We start from the raw sequence: 25,240 nt of genomic DNA on the forward strand, positions 1-25,240 counted from the left end.
CTCAGGCGATGTCGCCGGTGAGGTAACGCTGGACCGTCGGGCCGACGGCGGCCACCAGCGTCGCCGGCTCGGCGCCGGCCACCGCGTCGAGGCGGAGCACGTACCGCATCATGGCCAGCCCGGCGAGCTGGGTGGCGACCAGCCCGCCGCGCAGCGCGCGCTGCGCCGGGTCGACGTCGAGATGGTCGAGCACCCGGCGCAGCACCTGCGTGACCAGGAACTCGCGCAGCAGCCGGGCGGTCCAGTCGTTGCTCACCGCCGAACGCAGCAGCGCCACCCCGGCGGTGCCGGCGGGGGAGTCCCAGACCTCCAGGAACACCCGGACCATCCGCTCGCCCACCGCTTCCGGGCTGCCGTCGAGCACCACAGGCAGCAGCCGCCCCGGGTCGGCCGGGAACGCCGTCGCGGCCCGGAACAGCTCCTCCTTGCCGCCGAAGTAGTGGTGCACGAGCGCCGGGTCCACGCCGGACGCGGTGGCGACGGCCCGGATCGACGTGGCGTCGAAGCCGCGCTCGGCGAAGGCCTCCCGCGCCGCGGTGAGGATGGCCTCGCGGGTGTCCGGGTTGCCGGGCCGCCGCCCGGTGCGCCGCGCGTTCACCCGCTGCGCCGGCGCAGCGTCGCGGCGGCAAGCACCAGCGCCGCCACCGCCGCCCCGGCCACGATCGCCACGTCCCGCCACATCGTCCCGGTCGGCTCGGCGTGCGCGCCGACCTCCTGCAACGCCTCGACCGCGTACGACAGCGGCAGCGCGTCGCTGACCGCCTGGAGCCAGCCGGCCATCTCGCCGCGCGGCACGAACAGGCCGCACAACAGCAGCTGCGGGGCCACCACCACCGGCATGAACTGGACCGCCTGGAACTCGGTGCGGGCGAACGCCGAGCAGAACAGGCCGAGCGCCACCGCCAGGACCGCGTTCACCCCGGCGATCAGCACGACCAGCCACGCGCTGCCCGCGGTCTCCAGGCCGAACACCCGGTACGCGACCACCGATGCCACTGTGGACTGGAGCACCCCGGCCAGGCCGAACGCGATGCCGTACCCGAACAGCAGGTCCAGCTTGCCCAGCGGCGTGGTGAGCAGGCGCTCCAGCGTGCCGGTGGTGCGCTCGCGCAGCATGGCGATGCTTGTCACCAGGAACATGATGATGAACGGGAAGAAGCCCAGCATGATCAGGGCCACCCGGTCGAACGTGCTGGGCGCGCCGGGCGGGGCGGGCTGGTCGACGTACATGAAGTAGACGAGCGTGAGCAGCACCGACGGCACCACCACGAGCAGCGCCACGGTCCGCCGGTCGTGCCGGAGCTGGCGCAGGATGCGCCCGGTGGTGGCGGCCAGGATGCGTCCGTTCATCGCGCCTCTCCCTCGGCGTCGCGGATCAGGCGCAGGAACGCCTCCTCCAGGTCGTCGGTCCCGGTGGTGGCGCGGACCGCCGCCGGGGTGTCGTCGGCGATCAGCCGGCCCTCGCGGATCAGCAGCAGCCGGTCGCAGCGGGCGGCCTCGTCCATCACGTGGCTGGAGACCAGCAGCGTGGTGCCGTTCGCGGCCATGGCGTGGAACCGGGCCCACAGGTCGGCCCGCAGCACCGGGTCCTGGCCCACTGTGGGTTCGTCGAGGACGACAAGCTCCGGTTCGCCGACGAGCGCGCAGGCCAGCGAGGCGCGGCTGCGCTGGCCGCCGGAGAGCGTGCCGACGAGCTGGTCGGCTGCGGTCGCCAGGCCGACGTCGGCGACCGCGCGGTCGGCCTCGGCGCGGCCCCGGCCCTGGAGCACCGCGAAGTAGCGGGCGTTCTCCCGCACCGTCAGGTCGGCGTAGACGCTCGGCGCCTGGGTCAGGTAACCCACCCGGCGGCGCAGGTCGGCCGAGCCGGCCGGGCGGCCGAGCACGTCGACGGTGCCGGCGCCGATCGTCTGCACGCCGACCACCGCGCGCATCAGCGTGGTCTTGCCGCTGCCGCTGGGCCCGAGCAGTCCGGTGACGCTGCCCCGGGGCACCGCGCAGGTGATGCCGTGCAGCACCCGCCGTCCGCCCCGGTCGACCACCAGCTCGCGGACCGACACCGCGTCGTCCATGCTCGCCTCCGTCAATTCATCACCCGTTGAACTCAACGGTAGGTGAATTCCCCGTCCCTGGCAATGAGGGACTTGACTTCGAGTGCGCTCGAACTGGAAGCCTGAAGGGCGTGGACATCAGCACGCGGGAGATGAGCCTCACCGTGGGTGAGGCGGCGGAACGGGTCGGCCTGACCACCTACACGCTGCGCTGGTACGAGCAGGAGGGCCTGGTGGGCCGCGTCGGGCGGGACTCGTCCGGCCGCCGGCGCTACACCGAGTCCGACGTCAACTGGCTGTTCCTGCTCACCCGGCTGCGGCGCACCGGGATGCCGGTGCGCGACATGCGCCGCTACGCCGAACTGGCCCGGCACGGGGACAGCACGCTCGGCGCGCGGCGGGCGCTGTTCGAGGCGCACCGGGCCCGGGTGCTGGCCCGGATGGCCGAGCTGGAGGAGGACCTGAAGGTTCTCGAACACAAGATCGACGCGTACCGCCGGGCGGAGGAGGAATCCGGCTGAACGCCCCCGCCGGAGGCGCGAGCCGCCCGTCTCCCGGGACACGTCGGCACGGCCCGGGCCGCGTGCGGGAGAATGGTCAACCGTGCCCGCTCCTGACGCGCCGCTGACCGGCGCCCCCACTCCCGGACCGGCCCGCCCGTCCCGGCTCGACCCGGCCATCGCCGCGAAGCTCCGCCGCACCCCGGACGGCCTGGTCGCCGCCGTGGTCCGCGCCCACGACACGGGCGAGGTGCTGATGGTCGCCTGGATGGACGACGAGGCGCTGCACCGCACGCTCACCACCGGGCGGGCCACCTACTGGTCGCGCAGCCGCGGCGAGTACTGGGTCAAGGGCGCCACCTCGGGCAACCACCAGTACGTGCGCTCGGTGGCGCTGGACTGCGACGGCGACGCGCTGCTGGTCGGCGTGGAACAGGTCGGCGCGGCCTGCCACACCGGGCAGCGCACCTGCTTCTTCACCGAACTGCCGGTCAGCTCCCCGGAGGCGACCCCGTGACCGACGGCACGGTCCACCCGGACCGGTCCACCTTCGCCGACCTGGCCGCCCGCTGGCGGGTCGTACCGGTGACCCGGCGGCTGCTCGCCGACGCGGAGACACCGGTCGGGGTCTACCGCAAGCTGGCCGGCGGCCCCGGCACGTTCCTGCTGGAGTCCGCCGAACAGGGCGTCGGCTCGGCGGGCACGGCCTGGTCGCGCTACTCGTTCATCGGCGTACGCAGCAGCGCCACGCTCACCGAGCGCGACGGCGCGGCGAGCTGGACCGGCACCCCGCCGGCCGGCGTGCCCACCTCCGGCGACCCGGTCACCGTGCTGCGCGAGTCGGTCGCGGCGCTGGCCGGGCCGGCCTGGGACCCGGCCGGCGACATGCCGCCGCTGACCGGCGGCCTGGTCGGCTACCTCGCGTACGACCTGGTCCGCCGCTTCGAGCGCCTGCCCGAGCTGACCGAGGACGAGCTGGACGTGCCCGAGCTGGGCATGATGCTCGCGACCGATCTGGTGGTCCTTGACCACTACGAGGGTTCGGCGATCCTGGTCGCCAACGCGGTGCTGCCGCCGCTGGACACCCCCGGGCGGGACGAGCGGGTCGAGGCCGCGTACCACCACGCCGTCGGTCGCCTCGACGCGATGACCACAGCGCTGTCCCGACCGATTCCGCCCATGGTCTCGACGGTGGGCCGGCCCGGCGTCGGCGAGGTGGTCAGCCGTACCCCCGAGGGCGGCTACCCGAAGGCGGTGGAGACGGCCAAGGAGGCGATCCGGGCCGGCGAGTGCTTCCAGATCGTGCTCAGCCAGCGCTTCGAGCGCCCCACCGACGCCGACCCGCTCGACGTCTACCGGGTGCTGCGCACCACGAACCCCAGCCCGTACATGTACCTGCTGCGCTTCGACGGCTTCGACATCGTCGGCTCGTCGCCGGAGGCGCACCTCAAGGTCAGCGCCGGCCCGGACGGGCGGCGACGGGCGCTGCTGCACCCGATCGCCGGCACCCGTCCGCGCGGCGGCTCCCCGGACGGCGACGCCCGGCTCGCCGCCGAGCTGCTCGCCGACCCCAAGGAGCGCGCCGAGCACGTGATGCTCGTCGACCTGGGCCGCAACGACCTGGGCCGGGTGTGCCGGCCGGGCACCGTCGAGGTGCCCGAGTTCGCCACCATCGAGCGCTACAGCCACGTCATGCACATCGTCTCCACTGTCGTGGGCGAGCTGCGCGACGACCGCACCGCGTTCGACGCGCTGGCCGCGACGTTCCCCGCCGGGACGCTCAGCGGGGCGCCCAAGGTGCGTGCCATGGAGATCATCGAGGAGCTGGAGCCGGTCCGGCGCGGTGTCTACGGCGGCACCGTCGGCTACTTCGCCTTCGGCGGCGACCTCGACATGGCCATCGCGATCCGTACCGCGCTGATCCGCGACGGCCGCGCCTACGTCCAGGCCGGGGCCGGCATCGTGGCCGATTCCGACCCCGCCGCCGAGGACCGGGAGACGCGCAGCAAGGCCGCCGCCGTGCTCGCCGCCATCGCGGCCGCCGAGACGCTGCGGGCGGCCCGGTGAGCGCGCCCGGCGCCACCGCGCCACCGGCCCGCGGCCGGCGCGAACTGGCGTACGCGGTGCTGCTCTGCCTGGCCGGCGCCGGCCTGGCCTGCTGGGCGGTGACCCGGACCTGGGCGGTGGAGGTGACCGCCCGGGGGTCGCTGCCGTCCGGGCGGGCCGAGCGCACCGGTACGGAGCTGCTGCCGTGGGTGCTGGCGCTGACCTACGTGGGGCTGGCAGGTGGTGGCGCGGTGCTCGCCACCCGGGGACGGCTGCGCCGCCTGCTGGGGGTGCTGCTGGCCGGCATCGGCGTGGCCGTGGCGGTCGGCGGCGGGATCGGCCTGACCGAGGGCGGGGTGAGCCGGCAGTGGCCGGCACTTGTGCTGGCCGGCGGCCTCGCCCTGGCGGCCGGCGGCGCGTTCACCGCGCTGCGCGGCGACGGCTGGCCGGCGATGGGCGCCCGGTACGAGCGGCGGCCCGCTCCGGCGGACGAGCCCGGCCGGCCAGCGGTCGAGCGCGGCACCCGGGACGCGTGGGACGCGCTGGACCGGGGCGAGGACCCGACGGTCAGCTGACCGGCTGCGCCTCGCGCGCGTCGCGGCGCCTCCGGGCCGCGGCGCGCGCGGCGGTCAGCTCGGCCACCAGCCGCTCCAGCTCGCGGCGCTGCTCGGCGCGGGCCCGGTCGGCGCACACCGCCTCCCAGGCGTTGCCCCGGGCGGTACGCGTCCGGCCGTCCCCGGCCACCGCGCGCTCCAGCGTGTCCACCACGCCGACGGCGAGGGAGGCGACGGTACGGGAGATGGTGGTCAAGCCGATGCCCTGGGTCGGCCCGTTGGCGTTCATGGTCACCCCACACGAGATCGTTTGCGACGGTCGGCAGCCGCCGGCGTCGAGTGTGCCCGACGACGATGCTTCCGGGCACACGTTTCGCCGTCGTGAAGCACAGGTCAACGGTGTCGCACCGGGTACTACCTGGGCAGGGCCGGAGGTCCTTGACCTTGGTCACAGCCGCCCGCCGGAGCCCGTCCTGCGGGCCCGGAACGATCGTGGTGAGATAGGGATGGGTGACGGTCGATGCCAGTGGTGGCGCTGCGTGACATGGCGTTCACCGCAAGTCGGCCATCATGCCACAGCCCATGTCGTGAGGTGCGCCATACCCCCCGGCACTCGTCGCCAGGTGGCGCCCCCTAGCATCGGCCCATGACGCCCGGAGAGGGGAGTCCGTTGGTGACTGCTGAGCATGCGCACGCGGAGGGGGACGACGCCGGAGCGGCGCCGTCCGCAGGGGTGCTCGACGAGATCCTGGCCGGCGTACGTGAGGACGTGGCCCGGCGCCAGGAGCAGGTTCCGCTGGAGCGGATCCGTGAACTGGCCGCCGCGGCGCCACCACCGCTCGACGCGTACGCGGCCCTGCGCCGGGCCGGCGTGGCCGTGATCGCCGAGGTGAAGCGCTCGTCGCCGTCCAAGGGGCGGCTGGCCGAAATCGCCGACCCGGCCGACCTGGCCGGGGACTACGCGGCAGGTGGCGCGCGGGCGATCAGCGTGCTGACCGAGGGCCGCTGGTTCGGCGGGTCGCTCGACGACCTGGCGGCGGTGCGGGCCGCGGTGAACGTGCCGGTGCTGCGCAAGGACTTCGTCGTCTCCAGCTACCAGGTGCACGAGGCCCGCGCGCACGGCGCCGACATGGTGCTGCTGATCGTCGCCGCGCTGGAGCAGAACGCGCTTGTCGGCCTGCTGGAGCGGATCGAGTCGCTGGGCATGACCGCGCTGGTCGAGGTGCACACCGAGGAGGAGGCGGACCGCGCCCTGGAGGCCGGCGCGCAGGTCATCGGCGTGAACGCCCGCGACCTGCGTACGCTTGAGGTCGACCGCTCGGTGTTCGAGCGGATCGCGCCCGGCCTGCCCAGCAGCGTCGTCAAGATCGCCGAGTCCGGGGTGCGCGGTCCGCACGACCTGATCCGGTACGCCTCCGCCGGCGCCGACGCCGTGCTGGTGGGCGAGGGCCTGGTCACCCAGAAGAGCCCACGCGAAGCCGTCGCCGAGCTGGTAAACGCCGGTAACCACCCGGCCACGCCCCGCCCGGTGCGCTGAGCCGCCGGGCCACCCGATCCGAGAGGACGCCCGCGATGAGCGCCGCACCCGCAGCCGGCCAGGTCCCCGACGCCGCCGGTCACTTCGGCCGGTTCGGCGGCCGGTTCGTCCCCGAGGCGCTCGTCGCCGCGCTCGACGAGCTGGACGCGGCGTACCGCAAGGCGATGGGCGACGAGGAGTTCCTCGCCGAGTTCGACGCGCTGCTGCGCGACTACGCCGGCACGCCCTCGCTGCTCTACGAGGCCCGGCGGTTCTCCGCGCAGATCGGCGCGCGGGTGCTGCTCAAGCGGGAGGACCTCAACCACACCGGTGCGCACAAGGTCCGCAACGTGCTGGGCCAGGCGCTGCTCACCAGGCGGATGGGCAAGCGGCGGGTGATCGCGGAGACCGGCGCCGGGCAGCACGGCGTGGCCACCGCCACCGCCGCCGCGCTGTTCGACCTGGAGTGCGTCGTCTACATGGGCCAGGTGGACACCGAGCGGCAGGCGCTGAACGTGGCGCGGATGCGGATGCTCGGCGCCACTGTCGTCCCGGTGACCACCGGCTCGCGCACGCTCAAGGACGCGATGAACGAGGCGATGCGGGACTGGGTCGCCAACGTCGAGGACACCCACTACCTGATCGGCACCGCCGCCGGGCCGCACCCGTTCCCGGAGATGGTCCGCGACTTCGTGCGCGGCATCGGCGTGGAGGCCCGCCAGCAGTGCCTGGACCTGACCGGCACGCTGCCGGACGCGGTAGCGGCCTGCGTCGGCGGCGGCTCCAACGCGCTGGGCATCTTCCACGCGTTCGTGCCGGACGCCGGGGTCCGTCTCTACGGCTTCGAGGCCGGTGGCGAGGGCGTCGACACCGGCCGGCACGCGGCCAGCATCACCGGCGGGTCGTCCGGCGTGCTGCACGGCACCCGCACGTACGTCCTCCAGGACGCCGACGGGCAGACCATCGAGTCGCACTCGATCTCGGCCGGTCTGGACTACCCGGGCGTCGGGCCGGAGCACGCCTGGCTGCACGACGCCGGCCGGGCCACCTACCTGCCGGTCGACGACGCCGACGCGATGGCCGCGTTCGAGCTGCTCTGCCGCACCGAGGGCGTGATCCCGGCGATCGAGAGCGCGCACGCGCTCGCCGGCGCCCGCGCCATCGCCCCCCGGCTCGCCGAGGAACTGGGCCGGGAACCGTTGATCGTGGTGAACCTGTCCGGCCGGGGTGACAAGGACGTGCACACCGCCGGCGCGTACTTCGGCATCCTCGACAAGGAGTGACAGCGTGAGCCGCATCGGGGTCGCCTTCGACAAGGCGCGGGCGGACGGACGGGCCGTCCTGGTCGGCTGCATGCCGGCCGGCTTCCCGACCGTCGAGGGCAGCATCGCCGCCATGAAGGCGATGGTCGAGGCGGGCGTGGACGTCATCGAGGTGGAGATCCCGTACTCCGACCCGGTGATGGACGGCCCGGTCATCCAGAAGGCCAGCGACATCGCGCTCGCCGGCGGGGTCCGCGTCGCGGACGCGCTGCGCGTCGTCGAGGCGGTCGCCGCGACCGGGGCGAGCGTGGTCACCATGACCTACTGGAACCCGATCGAGCAGTACGGCGTGGACGCGTTCGCCCGCGACATGGCCGCCGCCGGAGGCACCGGCCTGATCACGCCGGACCTGATCCCGGACGAGGCCGCCGAGTGGCTGGCCGCCTCCGACGCGCACGGCCTGGACCGCACGTTCCTGGTCTCGCCGTCCTCGACCGACGCGCGGCTGCGGATGACTGTCGAGCACTGCCGCGGCTTCGTCTACGCCACCGCGATCATGGGTGTCACCGGCGCCCGGGCGCAGACCTCCGAGGCGGCCCCGATCCTGGTCTCCCGGCTGCGCGAGGTCACCGACATCCCGGTCGGTGTCGGGCTGGGCGTGGGCACGGGCGCGCAGGCCGCCACCGTCGCCGGGTACGCCGACGCGGTGATCGTGGGCAGCGCGCTGGTCCGCTGCGTGCTGGACGCCCCGGACCAGGCCGCCGGCCTGACCGCCCTGCGCAAGCTCAGCGCCGAGCTGGCCGAGGGCGTCCGCAACCCCGCTCGCTGACGGCCGGTCCGCTCCACCCGCTCCCGGCGAGACCGGGACACCGCCCACCGCGCCGGGGCCGAAACCTACCAAGATCTTGAGAGAGTCCCGCGTCGAGCGGGAAGGACGGTCAGCGGCTGCTGCTGTCGGCCTGCTCGGACGCGCGCTGGCCGGGCGGGGCGGGCTGCCCGTCGCCGGGTGGCGTGAGCGGGTCGGCGGCCGTGGTGTGGCGGAGCACGCCGGAGCGGCCGGCCAGCGCGTCCGCGACCGCCGCGCGCGTGGTGGGGGTCAGCGCGCCGGGCATCCCCTCCGCGGACCACCACTCCACCAGGCATCCGGCCACCGGATCGCCCGTGGGCCCGACGCCGGCCGGCGCGGCGCGGAACACGTGCACCAGCACGTCCGGTCGCCCGCCGCACCGCCCGGCCGGCGGCGGAGGCGCCTGCGGATCGGTGACCCGGTAGAGGCCGACCAGGTCGGCCGGCGCCACCGCCCAGCCGGTCTCGGCGCGGACCGCCCGGACGACGGCGTCCGCCGGACTCTCGTCGTGACGCAGCCGCCCGCCCGGCAGGCCCCAGCGCCGGGCTCCCTCGGACCGGCGGCAGAGCAGCAGCCGGCCGGAGCCGTCGGTGACGACAGCGGCGACCGCCCAGGTGAGCGGGGTCATGGACAAAGAGCCTACGACCGTGCAAACCAGATGTCATCCGACCCGCGCGGCAGGCGGCCCGGGGTGCCGCGCACACAGTCCGCACCGGTACCGTGTGCACCCGTGACCCTCGCCCCGATGACCCCACTGGCGGCCATGCCCAGCCCCAGCACCGCCGTCTGGCAGCTCGGTCCGGTTCCGATCCGGGCGTACGCGCTCTGCATCATCCTCGGCATCGTGGTGGCCTGCGTGGTCACCGAGTACCGGCTGCGCCGCCGCGGTGTGGCGCCGGGCGCGGTGCTCGACATCGCCGTCTGGGCCGTGCCGGCGGGCATCATCGGCGCGCGGATCTACCACGTGATCACCTCGCCGGAGAAATACTTCGGCGCCGGCGGTGAGCCGATCAAGGCGCTCTACATCTGGGAGGGCGGGCTCGGCATCTGGGGTGCGGTGGCCGGTGGCGCGGTCGGCGCGTGGCTCGCCGCCCGGCAGCTCGGCATCCCGCTGACGGTGATCGCCGACGCGCTGGCGCCGGGGCTGCCGCTGGCGCAGGCGGTGGGCCGCCTGGGCAACTGGTTCAACAACGAGCTGTACGGCGGGCGGACCACGCTGCCGTGGGGCCTGGAAGTGCACGTGATGGACCCGGACAATCCGGGTCACGCGCTGCGTGACGACGCCGGCAACCCGGTGCTCCAGCCCGGGCTCTACCACCCGACGTTCCTCTACGAGGCGCTGTGGAACGTCGGCGTCGCCGCGCTGGTGCTGTTCCTCGACCGGCGCCTGCGGCTCGGTCGCGGCCGGGCGTTCGCGCTGTACGTGATGGGCTACACGGCGGGCCGGTTCTGGATCGAGCTGATGCGCACCGACGAGGCGAACCTGATCCTCGGCGTACGGCTCAACGTCTGGACCGCCGTGCTGGTCTTCCTCGGCGCGCTCGCCTACTTCATCCGGGTCCGCGGGCCCCGCGAATACCTGGTGCCGGTGGGCGAGCCCGCTCCCGTGGCCGCCCCGGCCGGCGACGTGTCCCAGGTCGACCTCTCCGCCCGGGAGGCCGGCGCGCAGCCGGTCGCGCCGGAGGGCTACCGGGTGGTGACCGAGGAACAGTTCGACGCGTACCGGGAGACCGGCGTGCTGCCACCGGCGGAGCCGGCCGCCGACGACGAACGCCCGGACGCCTCCGACGACGTCACGAAGGCCGACGACGACGCCACTGGCGACGCCGGACGCGCGACTACCGACGCCGCCACCACCGGGAGTGCGGACGAGGCCGACGAAAGCCCGGAACGGGCGGACGCCGGGCGCACGAACGCCGGCCGGGCCGACGGCGGCGGGCGCCCGGCGGACCGGGACAGCTGAGCGGGGGAGTCATGCGCAGCGCGGTGGTGGTCGGCGCCGGCCTCGGCGGAATGGCGGCGGCCGGTGTGCTGGCCCGGTCGGGCTGGCAGGTCACGCTGCTGGAACGCGCCGACCGGGTCCGCCCGGAGCCGACCGCCGTGGTGCTCTGGCCCAACGGGGTACGCGCGTTGCGCGCCCTCGGGCTGGGCGACGGGCTGGACGCGATCGCCACCCCGCTGCCCGACGGCGGCGTGCGCCGCCCGGACGGCCACTGGCTGGTGCAGCCCCGGTCCACACCGGCCGAGCGGATGCCGGTGGTGGTGCACCGGGAGGATCTGCACGACGCGCTCATCGCCGGCCTGGGCGAGCGGGTCGAGCTGCGTACCGGCGTGGCGGTGCGGACGGTGCGCGCGGCCTCCGGTGAGCGTCCGGCGGTGGGCGACGGCCGGCACACCTACGAGGCGGACCTGGTGGTGGCCGCCGACGGCACGGACAGCGAGATCCGCCGGCACCTCGCCCCGGAGACCGCAGTGGTCAGCTCGGGGTGCGCCGCGTGGCGGGCGGTCATCCCCTGGTACCGGGCCCCCCAGCTACCCGATGACCAGCCGGTGCACGGCGAGACGCTCGGCGCCGGATACCGCTTCCTGGCCGCCTCGCTCGGCGAGCGGGGCACCGCCGGCGCCTCCCGCCGGGGTGGCGTCTACTGGGTCGCCACCGCAGCCGGCGCGCCCCGCCCGGAGCCGCCGGAGATCCAGCTCGCGCTGCTCAAACGCTGGTTCGCGGGCTGGCCCGCGCCGATCGGCACGCTGCTGGAGGCGACCGACCCGGAGGACGTGGTCCAGCAGGAGATCCGCGAGCTGCGCCCGCTGCCGAAGGCGTACGGCTTCCCGGCCGGCCCGGGCGGCGTGGTGCTGCTCGGCGACGCGGCGCACGCCATGCCGCCGCACCTCGGGCAGGGCGCCTGCCTGGCGTTCGAGGACGCGGCGACGCTGGCCGGGCTGCTGCGGGAGTCGCGGCTGCCGGACGCGGTGGCCGCGTACGACAGGTTGCGCCGTCCCCGCGCGGCCACCATGGTCCGGCAGACCCGGCGGATGTCGGCGGTCCTGCAGGCCCGGGGCCGGCTGGCGTTGCGGGCGCGGGACGCCGCCCTGGGGACGATCAGCCCGCGACTGCGCAACACCGCCGCCGCAGCCGCCGCCGCCTGGCAGCCGCCGTCCTGACCGTCCGCGTGCGGCGTCGGGTCGGTGCTCAGATGACGGCGGCGGGCTCGGCGACGCAGGCGGTGCCCACCCGGCGGAACCCGACCCGCAGATACACGCGGGCGATGTCCTCGCTGCCGGCGCTCAGGAAGATCAGGCCGGTGCCGGCGGCGAGCAGTTCCCGCGCCAGGGTGGCGGTCACCGCCGCGCCCAGCCCGCGCTGGCGGGCGGACGGCAGCGTGGCCACGCCGGCGATCTCCGCCACGTCGTCCACCCGCATGGCCATCCCGCTGGCGACCGCGCCCTCCTCGGGCAGCTCGGCGAGCACCGAGACGCGCCGTCCGTCGGCGACCCGGGTCGCCTCCTCCTCCAGCGCCGCCATGTCCAGTTGGGCGAGGGCGGCGTCCCGCTCGGCCGGTCCGGCGTCGCCGCGCGCGGTGCCGCCGTTGGCGAAGCCGACCGCGGCGACCGCCCGCCGCAGCGCGATGTCGGTCGCGAAGCCGGGGTCGCCGGGGTCCAGCACCCGCACCGGTACGTCACCGAACGTCCCCGGCTCGGGCAGCCGCTCCGGCTCCAGCAGCATCAGCGGCGCCTCCAGCACGCCGAGCCCGGCCGAGCGGGCCACCGCCAGCAGGTCCGGCTGGTGCTCGTGCACCCATTCGAACGCCTCCGGCAGGCCCAGCTCCCGCTGCCGGGCGCGGACGGCTGTCACGTCGGCGAGCGTCGGCGGCTCGGTGGCGTCGGGGCGGGGGCGGGCGTAGAACGGCCATCCGGCGCCGTCCCGGACGAACAGCACCAGGGCACCGTGTTCCTCGGTTCGCGCCCCGTCGCGGGGCACCGCGTCGTAGAACCGCTCCAACCGGGCGAGTACGTCAGCGCGTGCGAGATCCACCGCGCGAGACTACACGTCCCAGCATCTGGAAGTGTGATCAATCTGAACTGGCCTTGCGCCGGAAGCCCTAACGTAGACTCAATAAACCGCAGAGGGCCGACGTCGTCCCCGTCATGATCCATCCTGAGTGACGACAGGAGGCCCGGTGGCCTTTCCGTACCCTCACAGCCCGCAGTCGGCCCCGCAGACCGGGCTCTACGACCCCGCGTACGAGCACGACGCCTGTGGCGTGGCCTTCGTGGCCGACCTGCACGGGCGGCGCTCGCACCAGGTCGTCGCGAACGGCCTCGGGGCGCTGTGCCGGCTGGACCACCGGGGCGCCCGGGGCGCGGAGCACAACACCGGCGACGGCGCCGGCATCATGATCCAGGTGCCGGACGCGTTCCTGCGCGCCACCGTCGACTTCCCGCTGCCCCCGGCCGGCCAGTACGCCACCGGTCTGGTGTTCCTGCCCGACGACGACGCGGCCGAGGCCCGCGCCCGCCGGGTGGTCGACAAGTACGCGCTGGTCGAGGGCGCCGACGTGCTCGGCTGGCGGGAGGTGCCGACCGACGCGTCCGGCCTGGGGGAGACCGCGCTCGCGGCGATGCCCCGGGTCCGGCAGCTGTTCGTGGCCGCGCGCCGGCTGACCGATTCGCCGGCCGGCCCGGCCGGCTCCCCGCTGACCGGGCTCGACCTGGACCGGGTGGCGTTCTGCCTGCGCAAGCAGGTCGAGCGGGAGACCGCCGAGCGGGGCGTGCCGGCCTACTTCCCGTCGCTGTCCGGCCGCACCATGGTGTGGAAGGGCATGCTCACCCCGGACCAGCTCCCGGCGTTCTACCCGGAGCTGACCGACGAGCGGGTGGTCAGCGCCATCGCGCTGGTGCACTCGCGCTTCTCCACGAACACGTTCCCGTCCTGGCCGCTGGCGCACCCGTACCGGTTCATCGCGCACAACGGCGAGATCAACACGATCCGGGGCAACCGGAACTGGATGCAGGCCCGCGAGGCGCTGCTGCGCAGCCCGAGCATCCCGGGCAACATCCGCCGGGTCTTCCCGGTGTGCACCCCGGCGGCGTCCGACTCGGCCAACTTCGACGAGGTGCTGGAACTGCTGCACCTGGCCGGACGGAGCCTGCCGCACGCGGTGCTCATGATGATCCCCGAGGCGTGGGAGAACGACCCGGACATGCGCGCCGACAAGCGCGCGTTCTACCGCTTCCACGCCAGCCTGATGGAGCCGTGGGACGGCCCGGCGTCCGTCGCGTTCACCGACGGCGAGATCGTCGGCGCGGTGCTGGACCGCAACGGCCTGCGCCCGGGCCGCTGGTGGCACACCGCCGACGGCCTGGTGGTGCTGGGCAGCGAGGCGGGTGTGCTCGACCTGGACCCGGCCAGCGTGGTCGCGAAGGGCCGGCTCCAGCCGGGCAAGATGTTCCTGGTCGACACCGTCAACGGCCGGATCGTCTCCGACGACGAGATCAAGACCGAGCTGGCCGCCGAGCAGCCGTACCAGGAGTGGCTGCACGCCGGCCTGATCGAGCTGGACGACCTTCCGCCGCGCGAGCACACCGTCTACACCCACGACTCGGTACGCCGCCGCCAGCAGACGTTCGGCTACACCGAGGAGGAGCTGAAGATCCTGCTCGGCCCGATGGCCCGCAGCGGCGCGGAGCCGATCGGCTCGATGGGCACCGACACGCCGATCGCCCCGCTGTCGACCCGGCCGCGGCTGCTCTACGACTACTTCCACCAGCTCTTCGCCCAGGTCACCAACCCGCCGCTGGACGCCATCCGGGAGGAGCTGGTGACCAGCCTGGCGTCCACGATCGGGCCGGAGGGAAACCTGCTCGACCCGGGGCCGGCGAGCTGCCGGCAGATCGTGCTGCCGTACCCGGTGATCGACAACGACGAGCTGGCCAAGATCCTGTCCATCGACGAGGACGGCGACCTGCCCGGCTTCAAGGCGGTCCGGGTGTCCGGCCTGTACCGGATCCGTGACGGCGGCGCCGGCATCAAGGCCCGGCTGACCGAGATCTGCCGGCACGTCTCCGAGGCGATCGAGGACGGCGTGCGCATCCTGGTGCTCTCCGACCGGGACTCCAACGCCGACCTGGCGCCGATCCCGTCGCTGCTGCTCACCGCCGCGGTGCACCAGCACCTGGTCCGCGAGCAGACCCGCACCCAGGTGGCGCTGATCGTCGAGTCCGGCGACTGCCGCGAGGTGCACCACGCGGCGGTGCTGATCGGGTACGGCGCGGCGGCGGTCAACCCGTACCTGGCCTTCGAGTCGGTCGAGGACATGATCTCCACCGGCGTCCTGGCCGGCGTCGATCGGGTGAAGGCCGTCCGCAACTACGTCAAGGCGCTCGGCAAGGGCGTCCTGAAGATCATGTCCAAGATGGGCATCTCGACCGTGTCGTCCTACTGCGGCGCGCAGGTCTTCGAGGCCGTCGGCCTGGACACCCGCCTGGTCGACAGATACTTCCGGGGCACGCCGAGCACCATCGGCGGCATCGGCCTGGCCGAGATCCACGCCGAGGTCGCGGCCCGGCACGCGCGGGCCTGGCCGGCGCCGGGCGCGCAGGCCACCGACCGGCTGGAGGTCGGCGGCGAGTACCAGTGGCGCCGCGAGGGTGAGCTGCACCTGTTCAACCCGGAGACGGTCTTCCTGCTCCAGCACGCCACCCGCAGCCGCCAGTACGACGTGTTCCGGCAGTACACCGCCAAGGTCGACGAGCTGGCCGCGCGGGCGGGCTCGCTGCGCGGGCTGTTCACGCTGCGCACCGGCGTCCGCCCGGCGGTGCCGCTGGACGAGGTCGAGCCGGCCACCGAGATCGTCAAGCGCTTCGCCACCGGCGCCATGTCGTACGGGTCGATCTCGGCGGAGGCGCACGAGACGCTCGCCATCGCGATGAACCGGCTCGGCGGCAAGTCCAACACCGGTGAGGGCGGCGAGGACGTCGAGCGGCTGCACGACCCGGCGCGGCGCTCGGCGGTCAAGCAGATCGCCAGCGGCCGGTTCGGCGTGACGAGCGAATACCTCGTCAACGCCGACGACCTCCAGATCAAGATGGCGCAGGGCGCGAAGCCCGGCGAGGGCGGGCAGCTGCCCGGCAACAAGGTCTGGCCGTGGATCGCCCGGACCCGGCACGCCACCCCCGGCGTGGGCCTGATCTCCCCGCCGCCGCACCACGACATCTACTCGATCGAGGACCTGGCCCAGCTCGTCCACGACCTGAAGTGCGTCAACCCGGCCGCCCGGGTGCACGTCAAGCTGGTCAGCGAGGTGGGCGTGGGCACCGTCGCGGCGGGCGTGGCCAAGCTCAAGGCCGACGTCATCCTGATCTCCGGACACGACGGCGGCACCGGCGCGTCCCCGCTCAACTCGCTCAAGCACGCCGGCACCCCGTGGGAGCTGGGCCTGGCCGAGGCGCAGCAGACGCTGCTGCTGAACAAGCTGCGTGACCGGGTGACGGTGCAGGTCGACGGTCAGCTCAAGACCGGCCGGGACGTGCTGATCGCGGCGCTGCTCGGCGCCGAGGAGTTCGGCTTCGCCACCGCGCCGCTGATCGTCGAGGGCTGCGTGATGATGCGCGTGTGCCACCTGGACACCTGTCCGGTCGGCATCGCCACCCAGAACCCGGTGCTGCGCGAGCGCTTCACCGGCAAGCCGGAGTTCGTGGAGAACTTCTTCCTGTTCCTCGCCGAGGAGGTCCGCGGCTACCTGGCCGAGCTGGGCTTCCGCAGCATCGACGAGGCGATCGGCCACACCGAGCTGCTCGACGTGGCCGGCGCGATCGACCACTGGAAGGGCCACGGGCTCGATCTGAGCCGCGTGCTGCACCTGCCGGAGCTGCCCGAGGGGGCGTCCCGCCGGGGCGTACGCGCGCAGGACCACGGCCTCGACGCGGCGCTGGACAACCGGCTCATCGAGCTGGCCGGGCCGGCGCTGCGCGACCGTACCCCGGTCCGGGTCGAGGTCGAGGTCCGCAACGAGCACCGCAGCGTCGGCGCGATGCTCGGCGGCGAGGTGACCCGCCGCTTCGGCGGCGCCGGCCTGCCCGACGACACAGTCGAGTTCCGGCTGCGCGGCACCGCCGGCCAGTCGTTCGGCGCGTTCCTGCCGCGCGGGGTCACGCTGCGCCTGTACGGCGACGCCAACGACTACGTCGGCAAGGGCCTGTCCGGCGGGCGGATCGTGGTGCGCCCGGACGCCGCCGCGCCGTTCGTCGGCGTGGACGCCACGCCGGGCCGCCGCGCCGAGGACCAGATCATCGCCGGCAACACCATCCTGTACGGCGCCACCGGCGGCGAGGTGTTCCTGCGCGGCCGGGTGGGGGAGCGGTTCGCGGTGCGCAACTCCGGCGCGGTGGCGGTGGTCGAGGGCCTCGGCGACCACGGCTGCGAGTACATGACCGGCGGCACCGTCGTGGTGCTCGGGCCGACCGGGCGCAACTTCGCCGCCGGCATGTCCGGCGGCACCGCGTTCGTGCACCGGCTCGACGAGCGGCTGGTGAACGCGGAGCTGGTCGACCTGTCGCCGCTGCGCGACGAGGAGCGCGACCGGCTGCACGAGCTGGTGCAGCGGCACTTCGCCGAGACGGACTCGGCGGTCGCCGAGGACCTGCTCAAGCGCTGGCCGCAGGCGGTGGAGGAGTTCACCGCCGTGGTGCCCCGGGACTACCGCCGGGTCATGGAGATCATGCGGGCCGCCGAAGCCGCCGGCCGAGACGTCGACGACGCGGTGATGAGCGCGCTCAGCGTGCCGTCGGCCGCGCCGGTACCGCCCGCGCCCCGGGCGGTCGCCCAGGAGGTGGCTCGTGCCTGACCCGAACGGTTTCCTGCGCTACGACCGGCGGCTGCCGGCCCGCCGTCCGGTGCCGGTGCGCATCTCCGACTGGCGGGAGGTCTACCCGCCGGCCGGTGAGGAGCTGATCCGCGAGCAGGCCACCCGGTGCATGGACTGCGGCATCCCGTTCTGCCACGACGGCTGCCCGCTGGGCAACCGCATCCCGGACTGGAACGACCTGGTCCGTACCGGCAACTGGGACGCCGCTGTGGAGTCGCTGCACGCCACTAACAACTTCCCCGAGTTCACCGGGCGGCTCTGCCCGGCGCCGTGCGAGGCGGCGTGCGTGCTCGGCCTGGGTGGCCAGCAGCCGGTCACCATCAAGCAGGTCGAGGTGGAGATCGCCGACGCGGCGGTGGCCCGCGACGGCCTGCGGCCCCGGCCCGCCTCCGCCCCGACCGGCCGGTCGGTGGCGGTCGTCGGCTCCGGCCCGGCCGGGCTGGCCGCCGCGCAGCAGCTGGCCCGCGCCGGTCACACGGTCACCGTGTACGAGCGCGACGACGCGATCGGCGGCCTGCTCCGCTACGGCATCCCCGACTTCAAGCTGGAGAAGCAGCACATCGACAGGCGGCTGGCCCAGCTCACCGCCGAGGGTGTGCGGTTCCGGACCGGCGTCGAGGTCGGCGTCGACGTGACCGCCGAGCAGATGCGCGCCGAGCACGACGCGGTGCTGCTCGCCTGCGGCGCGTTGCAGGGCCGGGACACCCCGGAGACGGCGGGCCGGGCCCTGCGCGGCGTGCACCAGGCGATGTCGCACCTGGTCGCCGCGAACCGGGTGGTGGCCGCTGCCGGGGACGGGCGGCCCGCGCTCGCCACGCTGCCCGACGGTACGCCGATCGACGCCGCCGGCAAGCACGTGGTGATCATCGGTGGTGGCGACACCGCCGCGGACTGCCTCGGCGTGGCGCACCGGCAGGGCGCGGCCGGCGTACACCAGCTCGACCTCTACCCGCAGCCGCCCACGGAGCGCGACGCGGAGCGCGACCCGTGGCCGACCTGGCCGTGGCTGCTGCGCAACTACCCGGCGCACGAGGAGGGCGGCGAGCGCGTCTTCGCGGTCGCCGTGCAGGAGTTCGTGGACGACGGCACCGGCCAGGTCCGCGCGGTCCGGATCGCCGAGGTGACAGTGGAGAAGGTGGACGGCCGGCGCATCGTCACGCCGCTGCCCGGCTCCGAGCGGGAGATCCCGGCCGACCTGGTGCTGCTCGCCATCGGCTTCGAGGGCACCGAGGAGCAGCCGCTGCTGGCCCAGTTCGGGGTGACCCGCAACGGCCGGGGCGCGATCGACTCCGGCCCCGACTGGCAGGCCGCCGACGGTGTCTTCGTCGCCGGTGACATGCACCGGGGCGCGTCGCTGATCGTCTGGGCGATCGCCGAGGGACGCGCCGCCGCGGCGGCGATCCACTCCTACCTGGGTGGGGTGGGCGACTTGCCCGCCCCGGTCGACCCGGCCCGCCAGCCGCTCGCCGCCAGGTGAAAGGAAGGGCCCCCTTTTAACGCCTCAGGTAGAGGAGGGGGCCCTTCTTAACACCCGCCGCCACCGCCGCGCGGCGCGTCGCCCGCGCGGCCGTCCGGGAGGGTGGCCCAGGTCATGCCGAACGGGGTCCCGACGGCACGACGACCGTCGTTAGGCTGCGGCCATGGACGTCGAGGTACGCCTGCGGCGCATCCGCCGCTGGCTCTGGCTGGTGGTGGCGGGGCTCTTCCTCAGCGGGGTGACCGCGTTCCCGCTGGAGGTCGAGGTGCGCTGGCTGCTGGCGGCGACCGATCCGCTCGCCGGGCAGTTCCCGGCGCTTGTCGACTGGATCGAGCGGGTCCACGTCGGACTGGTGGCGGCCGGTGACGACTACCCGTTCCTGCGGTACGGCACCGACTGGCTGGCCTTCGCGCACCTGGTGCTCGCGGTGGCGTTCTGGGGGCCGCTGCGTGACCCGGTCCGCAACGTGTGGGTGGTCCAGGTCGGCATGATCGCCTGCGCCGGCATCGTGCCTCTGGCGGTGATCTGCGGCCCGATCCGGGACATCCCCTGGTTCTGGACGCTTGTCGACCTCTCGTTCGCGGTCGGCGCGTTCCCGCCGCTCTGGTTCGCCTACCGACACATCCGCGCGGTCGAGGCGGCGCAGCCCTGGACGGCGTCGGCCGCTGCACCGCTACCGACCGCCCGTTGACCGGCCGGCCGGGTCGCTCCCGCGATGGCAGAGCGGCCCGGCCGGCGCCCGGTCAGCGGCCGAGCAGGTCGTGCGCCGCGCGGATCTTCGCCCACGAGGCCGGCTGCGCCGGCGCGGCGCTCGTCCGCGCGGCGGTGGCCACGGTGGGCCGACCCGGCGTGAACAGCCAGGTGGTGAACACCGCGTCGAGATCCCGCCCGGAGATCCGCTCGGCGAGCGCCTGGAACTGCGCGACGGTGCCGTTGCCGTACTGCCGCTTGGCGGTCCAGGTACGCAGGATGCGGAAGAACGCGGCGTCGCCCACGGTGAGCCGGATCTGGTGCAGTGCCATCGCGCCCCGGTCGTATACCGCGTCGTCGAAGATCCCGCTCGGGCCCGGGTCGCCGGGGCGCACCTGCCAGAACTCGGAATCGGCCGGGTAGCTGTCGTAGGTGAAGTCGAACAGCTCCTGCGCGGTGCCCTCGCCCTGCTCCTCGGACCAGAGCCACTCGGCATACGAGGCGAAGCCCTCGTTGAGCCAGATGTGCCGCCAGTCCGCCACCGACACCGAGTCGCCGAACCACTGGTGGGCGTTCTCGTGCACCACCACGTACGGGTTGGCGCCGCGTCGCCAGAAGCCGGGGCCGTACACCGGGCGGGTCTGCGTCTCCAGCGCGAAGCCGATGCCGTCGACCGGCCCGGCCACGCCGCCCTGCGCCTCGAACGGGTACGGGCCGAACAGCCCGCTCTCCCAGTCGACGATCTCGGCGGTGCGCTCGATGCTGGCCCGGGCGGCCGGCAGGCGCTCGCCGAGCGTGGTGCTGTACGCGTTCACCACCGGCTGCCCGTTCGGCGCGGTGTCGGTGACGATGTCGTACTGGCCGATGGCCAGGAACGCCTGGTACGTGGCGCCGGGCTTGACGCTGCGCCAGCTCCACCGGGTGCGGTTGCCGGCCTCGGGCAACGGGTCGCGCGGCTGCACGCCGTTGCTGATCACCTCGACGCCGGTCGGCACCGAGACGGAGATGTCCCAGGTGGCCTTGTCCTTCGGGTGGTCGTTGCTCGGGTACCACCACCAGGCCGACTCGGGCTCGTTGACGGCGAGCGCCCCGTCGGCGGTACGGGTCCAGCCGGTGTAGCCGTAGACGGTGGTCTGCGACGGCACCCCGGCGTACGTCACCACGACGGTGAGCTGCTGGCCGGTGGTCAGCGGCCGGGCCGGGGTGATCACCAGCTCGTGGTCGCCGGCCCTGGTGAAGCCGGCGACCCACCCGTTCACCCGCACCGACTCGACGGCGAGCGCGAAGTCCAGGTTGAACCGGGACAGGTCCTTCGTGGCGGTGGCGAGGATCGTCGTGGTGCCGCTGAGCCGGTCGGTGGCCGGCTCGTAGCGCAGCCGGATGTCGTAGTGGCCGACGTCGTAGCCGCCGTTGCCGTAGTCGGGGAAGTAGCTGTCGCCCAGGCCGGGTCCGCCGGGCGTCGGGGTGGCCACCGCGGTCTGCGGCCGGCCCCAGCCGGTGGGTGCGGCCTGGCCGGGTGCGCCGGTCACTGTGGTGCCGGCCGCGGTGAGGGTCAGGGCGGCGATGGCCGCCGTGAGTGCGCGTCGCACGGTGGGACTCCCTCCGTCGGGTGTCGTCACCGCCAACCTAATCGACAGATGTGAACATATCGCTCCCGTCCGGCCGATCTCGGCTATTCAATTTCGGCAAATGTTTCGATAGCATTACCGCCCAGTAACACCACCGATCCCTCGGCCACGCGCGCGGTCAACGGGCTCCACCACCCCCTGCCCCGTGGAGGTTCTGCATGTCCCGTCGCGTCCATACCGTGCTCGCCGCCGTCCTGGCGGCCGTGCTCGGCGCCGTGCTCCTGCCCGGCGCCGCCCGCGCGGCCACCGTCAACTACGTCGCCCTCGGCGACTCCTACTCCTCCGGCGTCGGCGCCGCCCCGTACGACCTGTCCACCTGCCTGCGCAGCCAGAAGTCGTACGCCCCGCTCTGGGCCGCCGCCCACTCGGTCACCAGCTTCAAGTTCCCGGCCTGCGGCGGAGCGGTCACCGCCGACGTGCTGAACAACCAGGTCGGCCAGCTCAGCAGCAGCACCACGCTGGTCACCATCACCATCGGCGGCAACGACGCCGGTTTCGCCGACGTGATGACCAGTTGCCGCTTCGGCAGCACGTCCAGCTGCGAGAGCGCCGTCAACGAGTCCAGGGCGTTCACCACCGCGACGCTGCCGGCCCGGCTCGACGCCACGTACACCGCGATCCGCAACCGGGCCCCGAACGCCCGGCTGGTGGTGCTCGGCTACCCGCGGCTGTTCGAGACCGGCTCCTGCGGCCTGCTCGCCATGAGCAGCTACAAGCGCACCATCCTCAACCAGGCCGCCGACACGCTCAACGGCGTCATCTCCGGCCGGGCCGCCGCGGCCGGGGGCACCTTCGTCGACGCGCGGCCGTTCTTCGCCGGGCACGGCGTGTGCGCCGCCCAGCCGTGGATCCGCGACGTCAGCGGCGTCATCGAGGCGTACCACCCGAACGCCGACGGCTACCGCTACGGCTACCTGGCCGCGCTGACCGCCGCCATCGGCTGATCCGCACGCGAGGAGGGCCCCGCTCGACACCCGTCCGTCGAGCGGGGACCCGCCGTGCCGGGTTGCATCGAACGTCGACAATGGTGCGACACCGCATGTGACCCGGAGGTGACCATGCGTGAACCGGCGACCCGGCCGCGGCCGGTACGCGAGCAACTCCCGGCCGGTGGCCCGGAACTGCTCACCCTGCTGGCCCGGCTGCTGCGGCGTCCACGCCGCGGTGACCGCCAGCTCCCGCTGCTCTGGCTGGTCCGGCCCGCCGGGGACGGCGCCGTCGCGGCCCTGCTACGGCGTTTCGCGGCGCGCCGGGCCGGGCGGCGGGTGCCGCACGCCGTGCTGGACCTGACCGGCCGCCCGGCCGGCGACGACGTCGCAACCGTGCTGCGCGAACTGCACCGGCAACTCTCCGTGGAGGCGTTCGGCGCGCCCCGGCTGCGGTTCCGCCACTACCCGCTGGCCGACTGGCTGATGCACCAGACGCTCGCCGTGGACCTGGACGCCGCCGACAGCGGCCGGGCCGCGCTGGTCCGCCGGCTGCGGGACTGGCGAGGACGGCGGACCGGTGACGACCCCCAGGTCGGCGGCGACTCCGGCCTCGGCGCCGCGCTGCACCTGCTGCTCTGGCTGCTGTGGCGGGCCGTACCCGGCGTCGTGTTCCGGATCGCCGTCTCCGGCCGGGTGCCGCTCGTCGGACGGCAGTACCGCTGGTTCATGCGCCAGCAGTACCTGGCGCCCCGGCAGTCGGTGACGTTCCTCGGCTTCGCCGAGCGGCTCACCGCCGGCTGGCGCGACGGCGAACACCCGGCCCAGGTGGAGAAGCTGCTGCTGCACGCGTTCCTGGAGGACCTGCGCCTGGCGTACCGGCGGCGGTTCTGGCGGCCCGGGGACTGGCGCCGCACCGCCTATCCGGTGCTGGTGCTCGACGGCGCGCGGCCGGACAACGTCGGGCACACGCTGGTCCGGCTCGTCGACGAGGTGCGCAACGAGACCGGCCGCAACGACCCGCTGCTCGTCGTCGCGGTCGCCGCCGACCCGCCGCCGGAACCGGCCGCGGCCCGGCCGCTGGCCGAGGCCGAGGAGGCGTACGAGGAGTGGGCCGAGGCGCTGCCGGAGAACCGCCGGCTGCGTCGCTCCGGCGCCTGGCTGATGCTGCTGGAGTCGGACGACCGGGACGTCGACGCCCCGGTGGGAGGCGTCCCGCCGGCCCTGGTCGCGCCCGACCCGCCCTGGTGGGCGCGGCGGTTCCTGCCCGCCGCGGTGGCCCTGGCGCTCGTCGCCGGGCTGGGCGTGTGGGCGCACGGGCGGTGGGCGCCGGACTGCCGACCCTGGCCCACCGACCGGGTCACCGTCCGGCTCGTCGGCGGGGAATGCGTCGGCTACAGCGACACCGCCGGGCAGGTCTTCAACAGCGAACCCGGGCAGGACCGGCTGCGCGCCGTGCAGCGGCGCATCTTCGCCCAGAACCGGGCCGCCGAGGAGGTGTGGCGGCGCAGCGAGCACCGCCGCCCCTACCTGACGCTTGTCTACCTGGGCAGCCTCACCGGCAACCGGACCCGCGCGGACGAGGAGTCCTACGTCTCCGAGCGGGAGGAGCTGGAGGGCATGGCCACCGCCCAGTACGCCCTGCTCCAGGAGTCGGCGGCGGCGGACGACGCGGCGCTGCTGCACATCGTGGTGGCGAACGCCGGGCGGCAGATGCGGCACGCCGACGACGCGGTACGGATGCTGGAGGGGCTGGCCCGCGACGACCCCACAGTGCTCGGCGTGGTCGGGCTGGTGGACAGCCGCACCAGCACGGCGGCGGCGCTGCGCGAACTCAACCGGGTCGGCCTGCCGGTGCTCGCCCCCACGCTGTCGGCCGACCGGATGGACGCCAACTCCAGCCTCTACCTGGCCATGTCGGCGCCGAACCGGGACCAGGCCCGGATGGTCGAGGCGTACGCCCGGCAGGTGCTGCGGGTGGGGGAGGCGCACGTCTACTGGACCACCGGCGAGGGCAGTTCGCTCGCCGACGACCTGTACGTCGCCACCCTCGTCGACGGCCTGCGGGAACGCTTCGGCGACCGGATCACCCGGCTCGACGAGTGGCGCAGCGGGCGGCGGCTCACCCAGGAGTGCGGCTACCCGGGGATGCTCTTCTTCGCCGGCCGCTGGTCGGAGTTCGACGGGTTCATGCGCGCGCTCAAGGAGTGCGGCGCGAACCCGCCCCGGCACCTGGTCGCCGACGACTCGGTGAACCGCTACATGGCCAACCCGGGGCTGCGCGCCAGCGCGCCGGGCAACCTGCCGGTCACGTACGTGTCGAAGGCCGCGCTCGCCACCTGCGCGTCGCTGCGGACCGCGCAGGCCGCGCGCGACGAGGCGCGCGGCACCTTCCTCACCTGGATCGGCGCGGACGGCCTGCTCGACCCGCCCCGCTGCCGCGCCGGGACCGGCCCGCCGGTCGGCGAGCGGGTCAGCCTGGCCTACGACGCCACCATGATGACGGTACGCGCGCTGGAGAGCCTCGCCGCCCGCCTGCGCCACGCCGACACCGGCCGCCGCTGGGAGCCCCGCTCGGTCAACCCGGTCGGGGTGCACGCCGAGGTGCTGCGGCAGAACGCCGCCGGCGGCTACCCGGGGGTCGCCGGCCTCATCCGGTACGCCCCGGACTCCGGCGAACCGGTCGCGAAGCGGCTGGCGCTGCTCACCGTGGCGAAGGTGCCCGACGTGGACGCCGCCCCGGTCGAGGTGTTCCACTGCGGTGTCGCCGACACCGGCCCCGACCCCGGCTGCCGGGTCGCACCACGCTAGGACAGATCTTGGTACGCGCACGCCCCGCAAGGGGCGTCCCCGTACCAAGATCCACGGGAACGAAGGGTTCA

The 25,240-nt window shown here is 74.3% G+C and carries 21 protein-coding genes; 14 read left to right on the plus strand and 7 right to left on the minus strand.

The window, feature by feature from the left end:
- Window position 1 precedes the first annotated feature (1 nt).
- From AB0C17_RS05505 to AB0C17_RS05515, 3 genes are read right to left on the minus strand one after another with little or no spacing between them, the layout of a single operon-like run.
- The gene (locus AB0C17_RS05505; RefSeq protein WP_357469518.1) at window positions 2-598 is read right to left on the minus strand and encodes a TetR family transcriptional regulator; all 597 of its coding nucleotides are present in this window, start codon (window positions 596-598) and stop codon (window positions 2-4) included.
- Entirely contained in the window at window positions 595-1,350 is a 756-nt protein-coding gene (locus tag AB0C17_RS05510; RefSeq protein WP_357380859.1) for an ABC transporter permease, read from the minus strand. Before AB0C17_RS05510 ends, AB0C17_RS05505 begins: the two co-directional genes overlap by 4 nt.
- Entirely contained in the window at window positions 1,347-2,069 is a 723-nt protein-coding gene (locus tag AB0C17_RS05515) for an ABC transporter ATP-binding protein (RefSeq protein WP_357469513.1), read from the minus strand. The genes AB0C17_RS05510 and AB0C17_RS05515 overlap by 4 nt, the downstream gene beginning before the upstream one ends.
- A 110-nt stretch (window positions 2,070-2,179) precedes the next feature.
- On the opposite strand from AB0C17_RS05515, the gene AB0C17_RS05520 reads away from it, so the two are divergent.
- The 4 genes from AB0C17_RS05520 (at window position 2,180) to AB0C17_RS05535 (ending at window position 5,169) form a co-directional block, all read left to right on the plus strand.
- On the plus strand, window positions 2,180-2,569 hold the full coding sequence (locus tag AB0C17_RS05520; protein WP_013287558.1) for a MerR family transcriptional regulator: 390 nt from the start codon (window positions 2,180-2,182) through the stop codon (window positions 2,567-2,569).
- An 82-nt stretch (window positions 2,570-2,651) separates the two neighbouring features.
- Window positions 2,652-3,065, plus strand: coding sequence for a phosphoribosyl-AMP cyclohydrolase (gene hisI / locus AB0C17_RS05525; protein WP_357380864.1), 414 nt, complete (start codon window positions 2,652-2,654; stop codon window positions 3,063-3,065).
- Window positions 3,062-4,615, plus strand: coding sequence for an anthranilate synthase component I (locus AB0C17_RS05530; protein ID WP_357380866.1), 1,554 nt, complete (start codon window positions 3,062-3,064; stop codon window positions 4,613-4,615). The genes hisI and AB0C17_RS05530 overlap by 4 nt, the downstream gene beginning before the upstream one ends.
- Window positions 4,612-5,169, plus strand: a complete 558-nt coding sequence (locus tag AB0C17_RS05535; RefSeq protein ID WP_357380868.1) for a Trp biosynthesis-associated membrane protein — start codon at window positions 4,612-4,614, stop codon at window positions 5,167-5,169. Before AB0C17_RS05530 ends, AB0C17_RS05535 begins: the two co-directional genes overlap by 4 nt.
- Here the strand turns inward: AB0C17_RS05535 and AB0C17_RS05540 are convergent.
- On the minus strand, window positions 5,162-5,437 hold the full coding sequence (locus tag AB0C17_RS05540; RefSeq protein WP_357381168.1) for a hypothetical protein: 276 nt from the start codon (window positions 5,435-5,437) through the stop codon (window positions 5,162-5,164). The two genes, AB0C17_RS05535 and AB0C17_RS05540, sit on opposite strands and share 8 nt — an antisense overlap.
- Window positions 5,438-5,881: 444 nt before the next feature.
- Here AB0C17_RS05540 and trpC point away from each other — a divergent pair, with 444 nt between their 5' ends.
- From trpC to trpA, 3 genes are read left to right on the plus strand one after another with little or no spacing between them, the layout of a single operon-like run.
- Window positions 5,882-6,685: an indole-3-glycerol phosphate synthase TrpC gene (gene trpC / locus AB0C17_RS05545; RefSeq protein WP_357381170.1), complete on the plus strand. Its 804-nt coding sequence runs from the start codon at window positions 5,882-5,884 to the stop codon at window positions 6,683-6,685.
- Between the two features lie 35 nt (window positions 6,686-6,720).
- Window positions 6,721-7,947, plus strand: a complete 1,227-nt coding sequence (gene trpB / locus AB0C17_RS05550; RefSeq protein WP_357380870.1) for a tryptophan synthase subunit beta — start codon at window positions 6,721-6,723, stop codon at window positions 7,945-7,947.
- A 4-nt stretch (window positions 7,948-7,951) separates the two neighbouring features.
- Window positions 7,952-8,755: a tryptophan synthase subunit alpha gene (gene trpA / locus AB0C17_RS05555; protein ID WP_013287551.1), complete on the plus strand. Its 804-nt coding sequence runs from the start codon at window positions 7,952-7,954 to the stop codon at window positions 8,753-8,755.
- Between the two features lie 109 nt (window positions 8,756-8,864).
- Here trpA and AB0C17_RS05560 read toward each other — a convergent pair whose 3' ends face one another.
- On the minus strand, window positions 8,865-9,401 hold the full coding sequence (locus AB0C17_RS05560; RefSeq protein WP_357380873.1) for an NUDIX hydrolase: 537 nt from the start codon (window positions 9,399-9,401) through the stop codon (window positions 8,865-8,867).
- 102 nt (window positions 9,402-9,503) lie between these two features.
- On the opposite strand from AB0C17_RS05560, the gene lgt reads away from it, so the two are divergent.
- Window positions 9,504-10,736 carry a prolipoprotein diacylglyceryl transferase gene (gene lgt / locus AB0C17_RS05565; protein ID WP_357469502.1) on the plus strand — a complete coding sequence of 411 codons (1,233 nt, stop codon included), beginning with the start codon at window positions 9,504-9,506 and terminating at the stop codon, window positions 10,734-10,736.
- 11 nt (window positions 10,737-10,747) lie between these two features.
- A complete protein-coding gene (locus AB0C17_RS05570) occupies window positions 10,748-11,935 on the plus strand; it encodes an NAD(P)/FAD-dependent oxidoreductase (RefSeq protein WP_357380877.1) in 1,188 nt (395 codons plus the stop codon).
- Window positions 11,936-11,963: 28 nt separating this feature from the next.
- Here AB0C17_RS05570 and AB0C17_RS05575 read toward each other — a convergent pair whose 3' ends face one another.
- Window positions 11,964-12,806, minus strand: coding sequence for a GNAT family N-acetyltransferase (locus AB0C17_RS05575; protein WP_357469499.1), 843 nt, complete (start codon window positions 12,804-12,806; stop codon window positions 11,964-11,966).
- A 145-nt stretch (window positions 12,807-12,951) separates the two neighbouring features.
- Between AB0C17_RS05575 and gltB the strand changes: the two genes are divergently transcribed.
- From gltB to AB0C17_RS05590, 3 genes are all read left to right on the plus strand, one after another.
- Window positions 12,952-17,616 carry a glutamate synthase large subunit gene (gltB, locus tag AB0C17_RS05580; RefSeq protein WP_357380881.1) on the plus strand — a complete coding sequence of 1,555 codons (4,665 nt, stop codon included), beginning with the start codon at window positions 12,952-12,954 and terminating at the stop codon, window positions 17,614-17,616.
- A complete protein-coding gene (locus AB0C17_RS05585; protein WP_357380883.1) occupies window positions 17,609-19,114 on the plus strand; it encodes a glutamate synthase subunit beta in 1,506 nt (501 codons plus the stop codon). Before gltB ends, AB0C17_RS05585 begins: the two co-directional genes overlap by 8 nt.
- Window positions 19,115-19,277: 163 nt before the next feature.
- Window positions 19,278-19,805 carry a hypothetical protein gene (locus tag AB0C17_RS05590; RefSeq protein WP_357380885.1) on the plus strand — a complete coding sequence of 176 codons (528 nt, stop codon included), beginning with the start codon at window positions 19,278-19,280 and terminating at the stop codon, window positions 19,803-19,805.
- A 52-nt stretch (window positions 19,806-19,857) separates the two neighbouring features.
- On the opposite strand, the gene AB0C17_RS05595 is transcribed toward AB0C17_RS05590, so the two are convergent.
- Window positions 19,858-21,393: a M1 family metallopeptidase gene (locus tag AB0C17_RS05595; RefSeq protein WP_357476786.1), complete on the minus strand. Its 1,536-nt coding sequence runs from the start codon at window positions 21,391-21,393 to the stop codon at window positions 19,858-19,860.
- A 197-nt stretch (window positions 21,394-21,590) separates the two neighbouring features.
- Between AB0C17_RS05595 and AB0C17_RS05600 the strand changes: the two genes are divergently transcribed.
- Window positions 21,591-22,376: an SGNH/GDSL hydrolase family protein gene (locus AB0C17_RS05600; protein WP_357476788.1), complete on the plus strand. Its 786-nt coding sequence runs from the start codon at window positions 21,591-21,593 to the stop codon at window positions 22,374-22,376.
- 114 nt (window positions 22,377-22,490) lie between these two features.
- Window positions 22,491-25,169 (plus strand): hypothetical protein, encoded by a 2,679-nt coding sequence (locus tag AB0C17_RS05605; protein WP_357476791.1) that lies wholly within the window; start codon window positions 22,491-22,493, stop codon window positions 25,167-25,169.
- The last annotated feature ends 71 nt before the right edge of the window (window positions 25,170-25,240 follow it).

The organism is Micromonospora sp. NPDC048887 (assembly GCF_040649715.1).
Taxonomy (GTDB): domain Bacteria; phylum Actinomycetota; class Actinomycetes; order Mycobacteriales; family Micromonosporaceae; genus Micromonospora.

Coding starts and splice junctions, on each gene's coding strand:
- AB0C17_RS05510 (WP_357380859.1), bottom strand. CDS start 1,350: ATGAACGGACGCATCCTGGCCGCCACCACCGGGCGCATCCTGCGCCAG.
- AB0C17_RS05515 (WP_357469513.1), bottom strand. CDS start 2,069: ATGGACGACGCGGTGTCGGTCCGCGAGCTGGTGGTCGACCGGGGCGGA.
- AB0C17_RS05540 (WP_357381168.1), bottom strand. CDS start 5,437: ATGAACGCCAACGGGCCGACCCAGGGCATCGGCTTGACCACCATCTCC.
- trpB (WP_357380870.1), top strand. CDS start 6,721: ATGAGCGCCGCACCCGCAGCCGGCCAGGTCCCCGACGCCGCCGGTCAC.
- AB0C17_RS05560 (WP_357380873.1), bottom strand. CDS start 9,401: ATGACCCCGCTCACCTGGGCGGTCGCCGCTGTCGTCACCGACGGCTCC.
- AB0C17_RS05570 (WP_357380877.1), top strand. CDS start 10,748: ATGCGCAGCGCGGTGGTGGTCGGCGCCGGCCTCGGCGGAATGGCGGCG.
- AB0C17_RS05590 (WP_357380885.1), top strand. CDS start 19,278: ATGGACGTCGAGGTACGCCTGCGGCGCATCCGCCGCTGGCTCTGGCTG.
- AB0C17_RS05600 (WP_357476788.1), top strand. CDS start 21,591: ATGTCCCGTCGCGTCCATACCGTGCTCGCCGCCGTCCTGGCGGCCGTG.
- AB0C17_RS05605 (WP_357476791.1), top strand. CDS start 22,491: ATGCGTGAACCGGCGACCCGGCCGCGGCCGGTACGCGAGCAACTCCCG.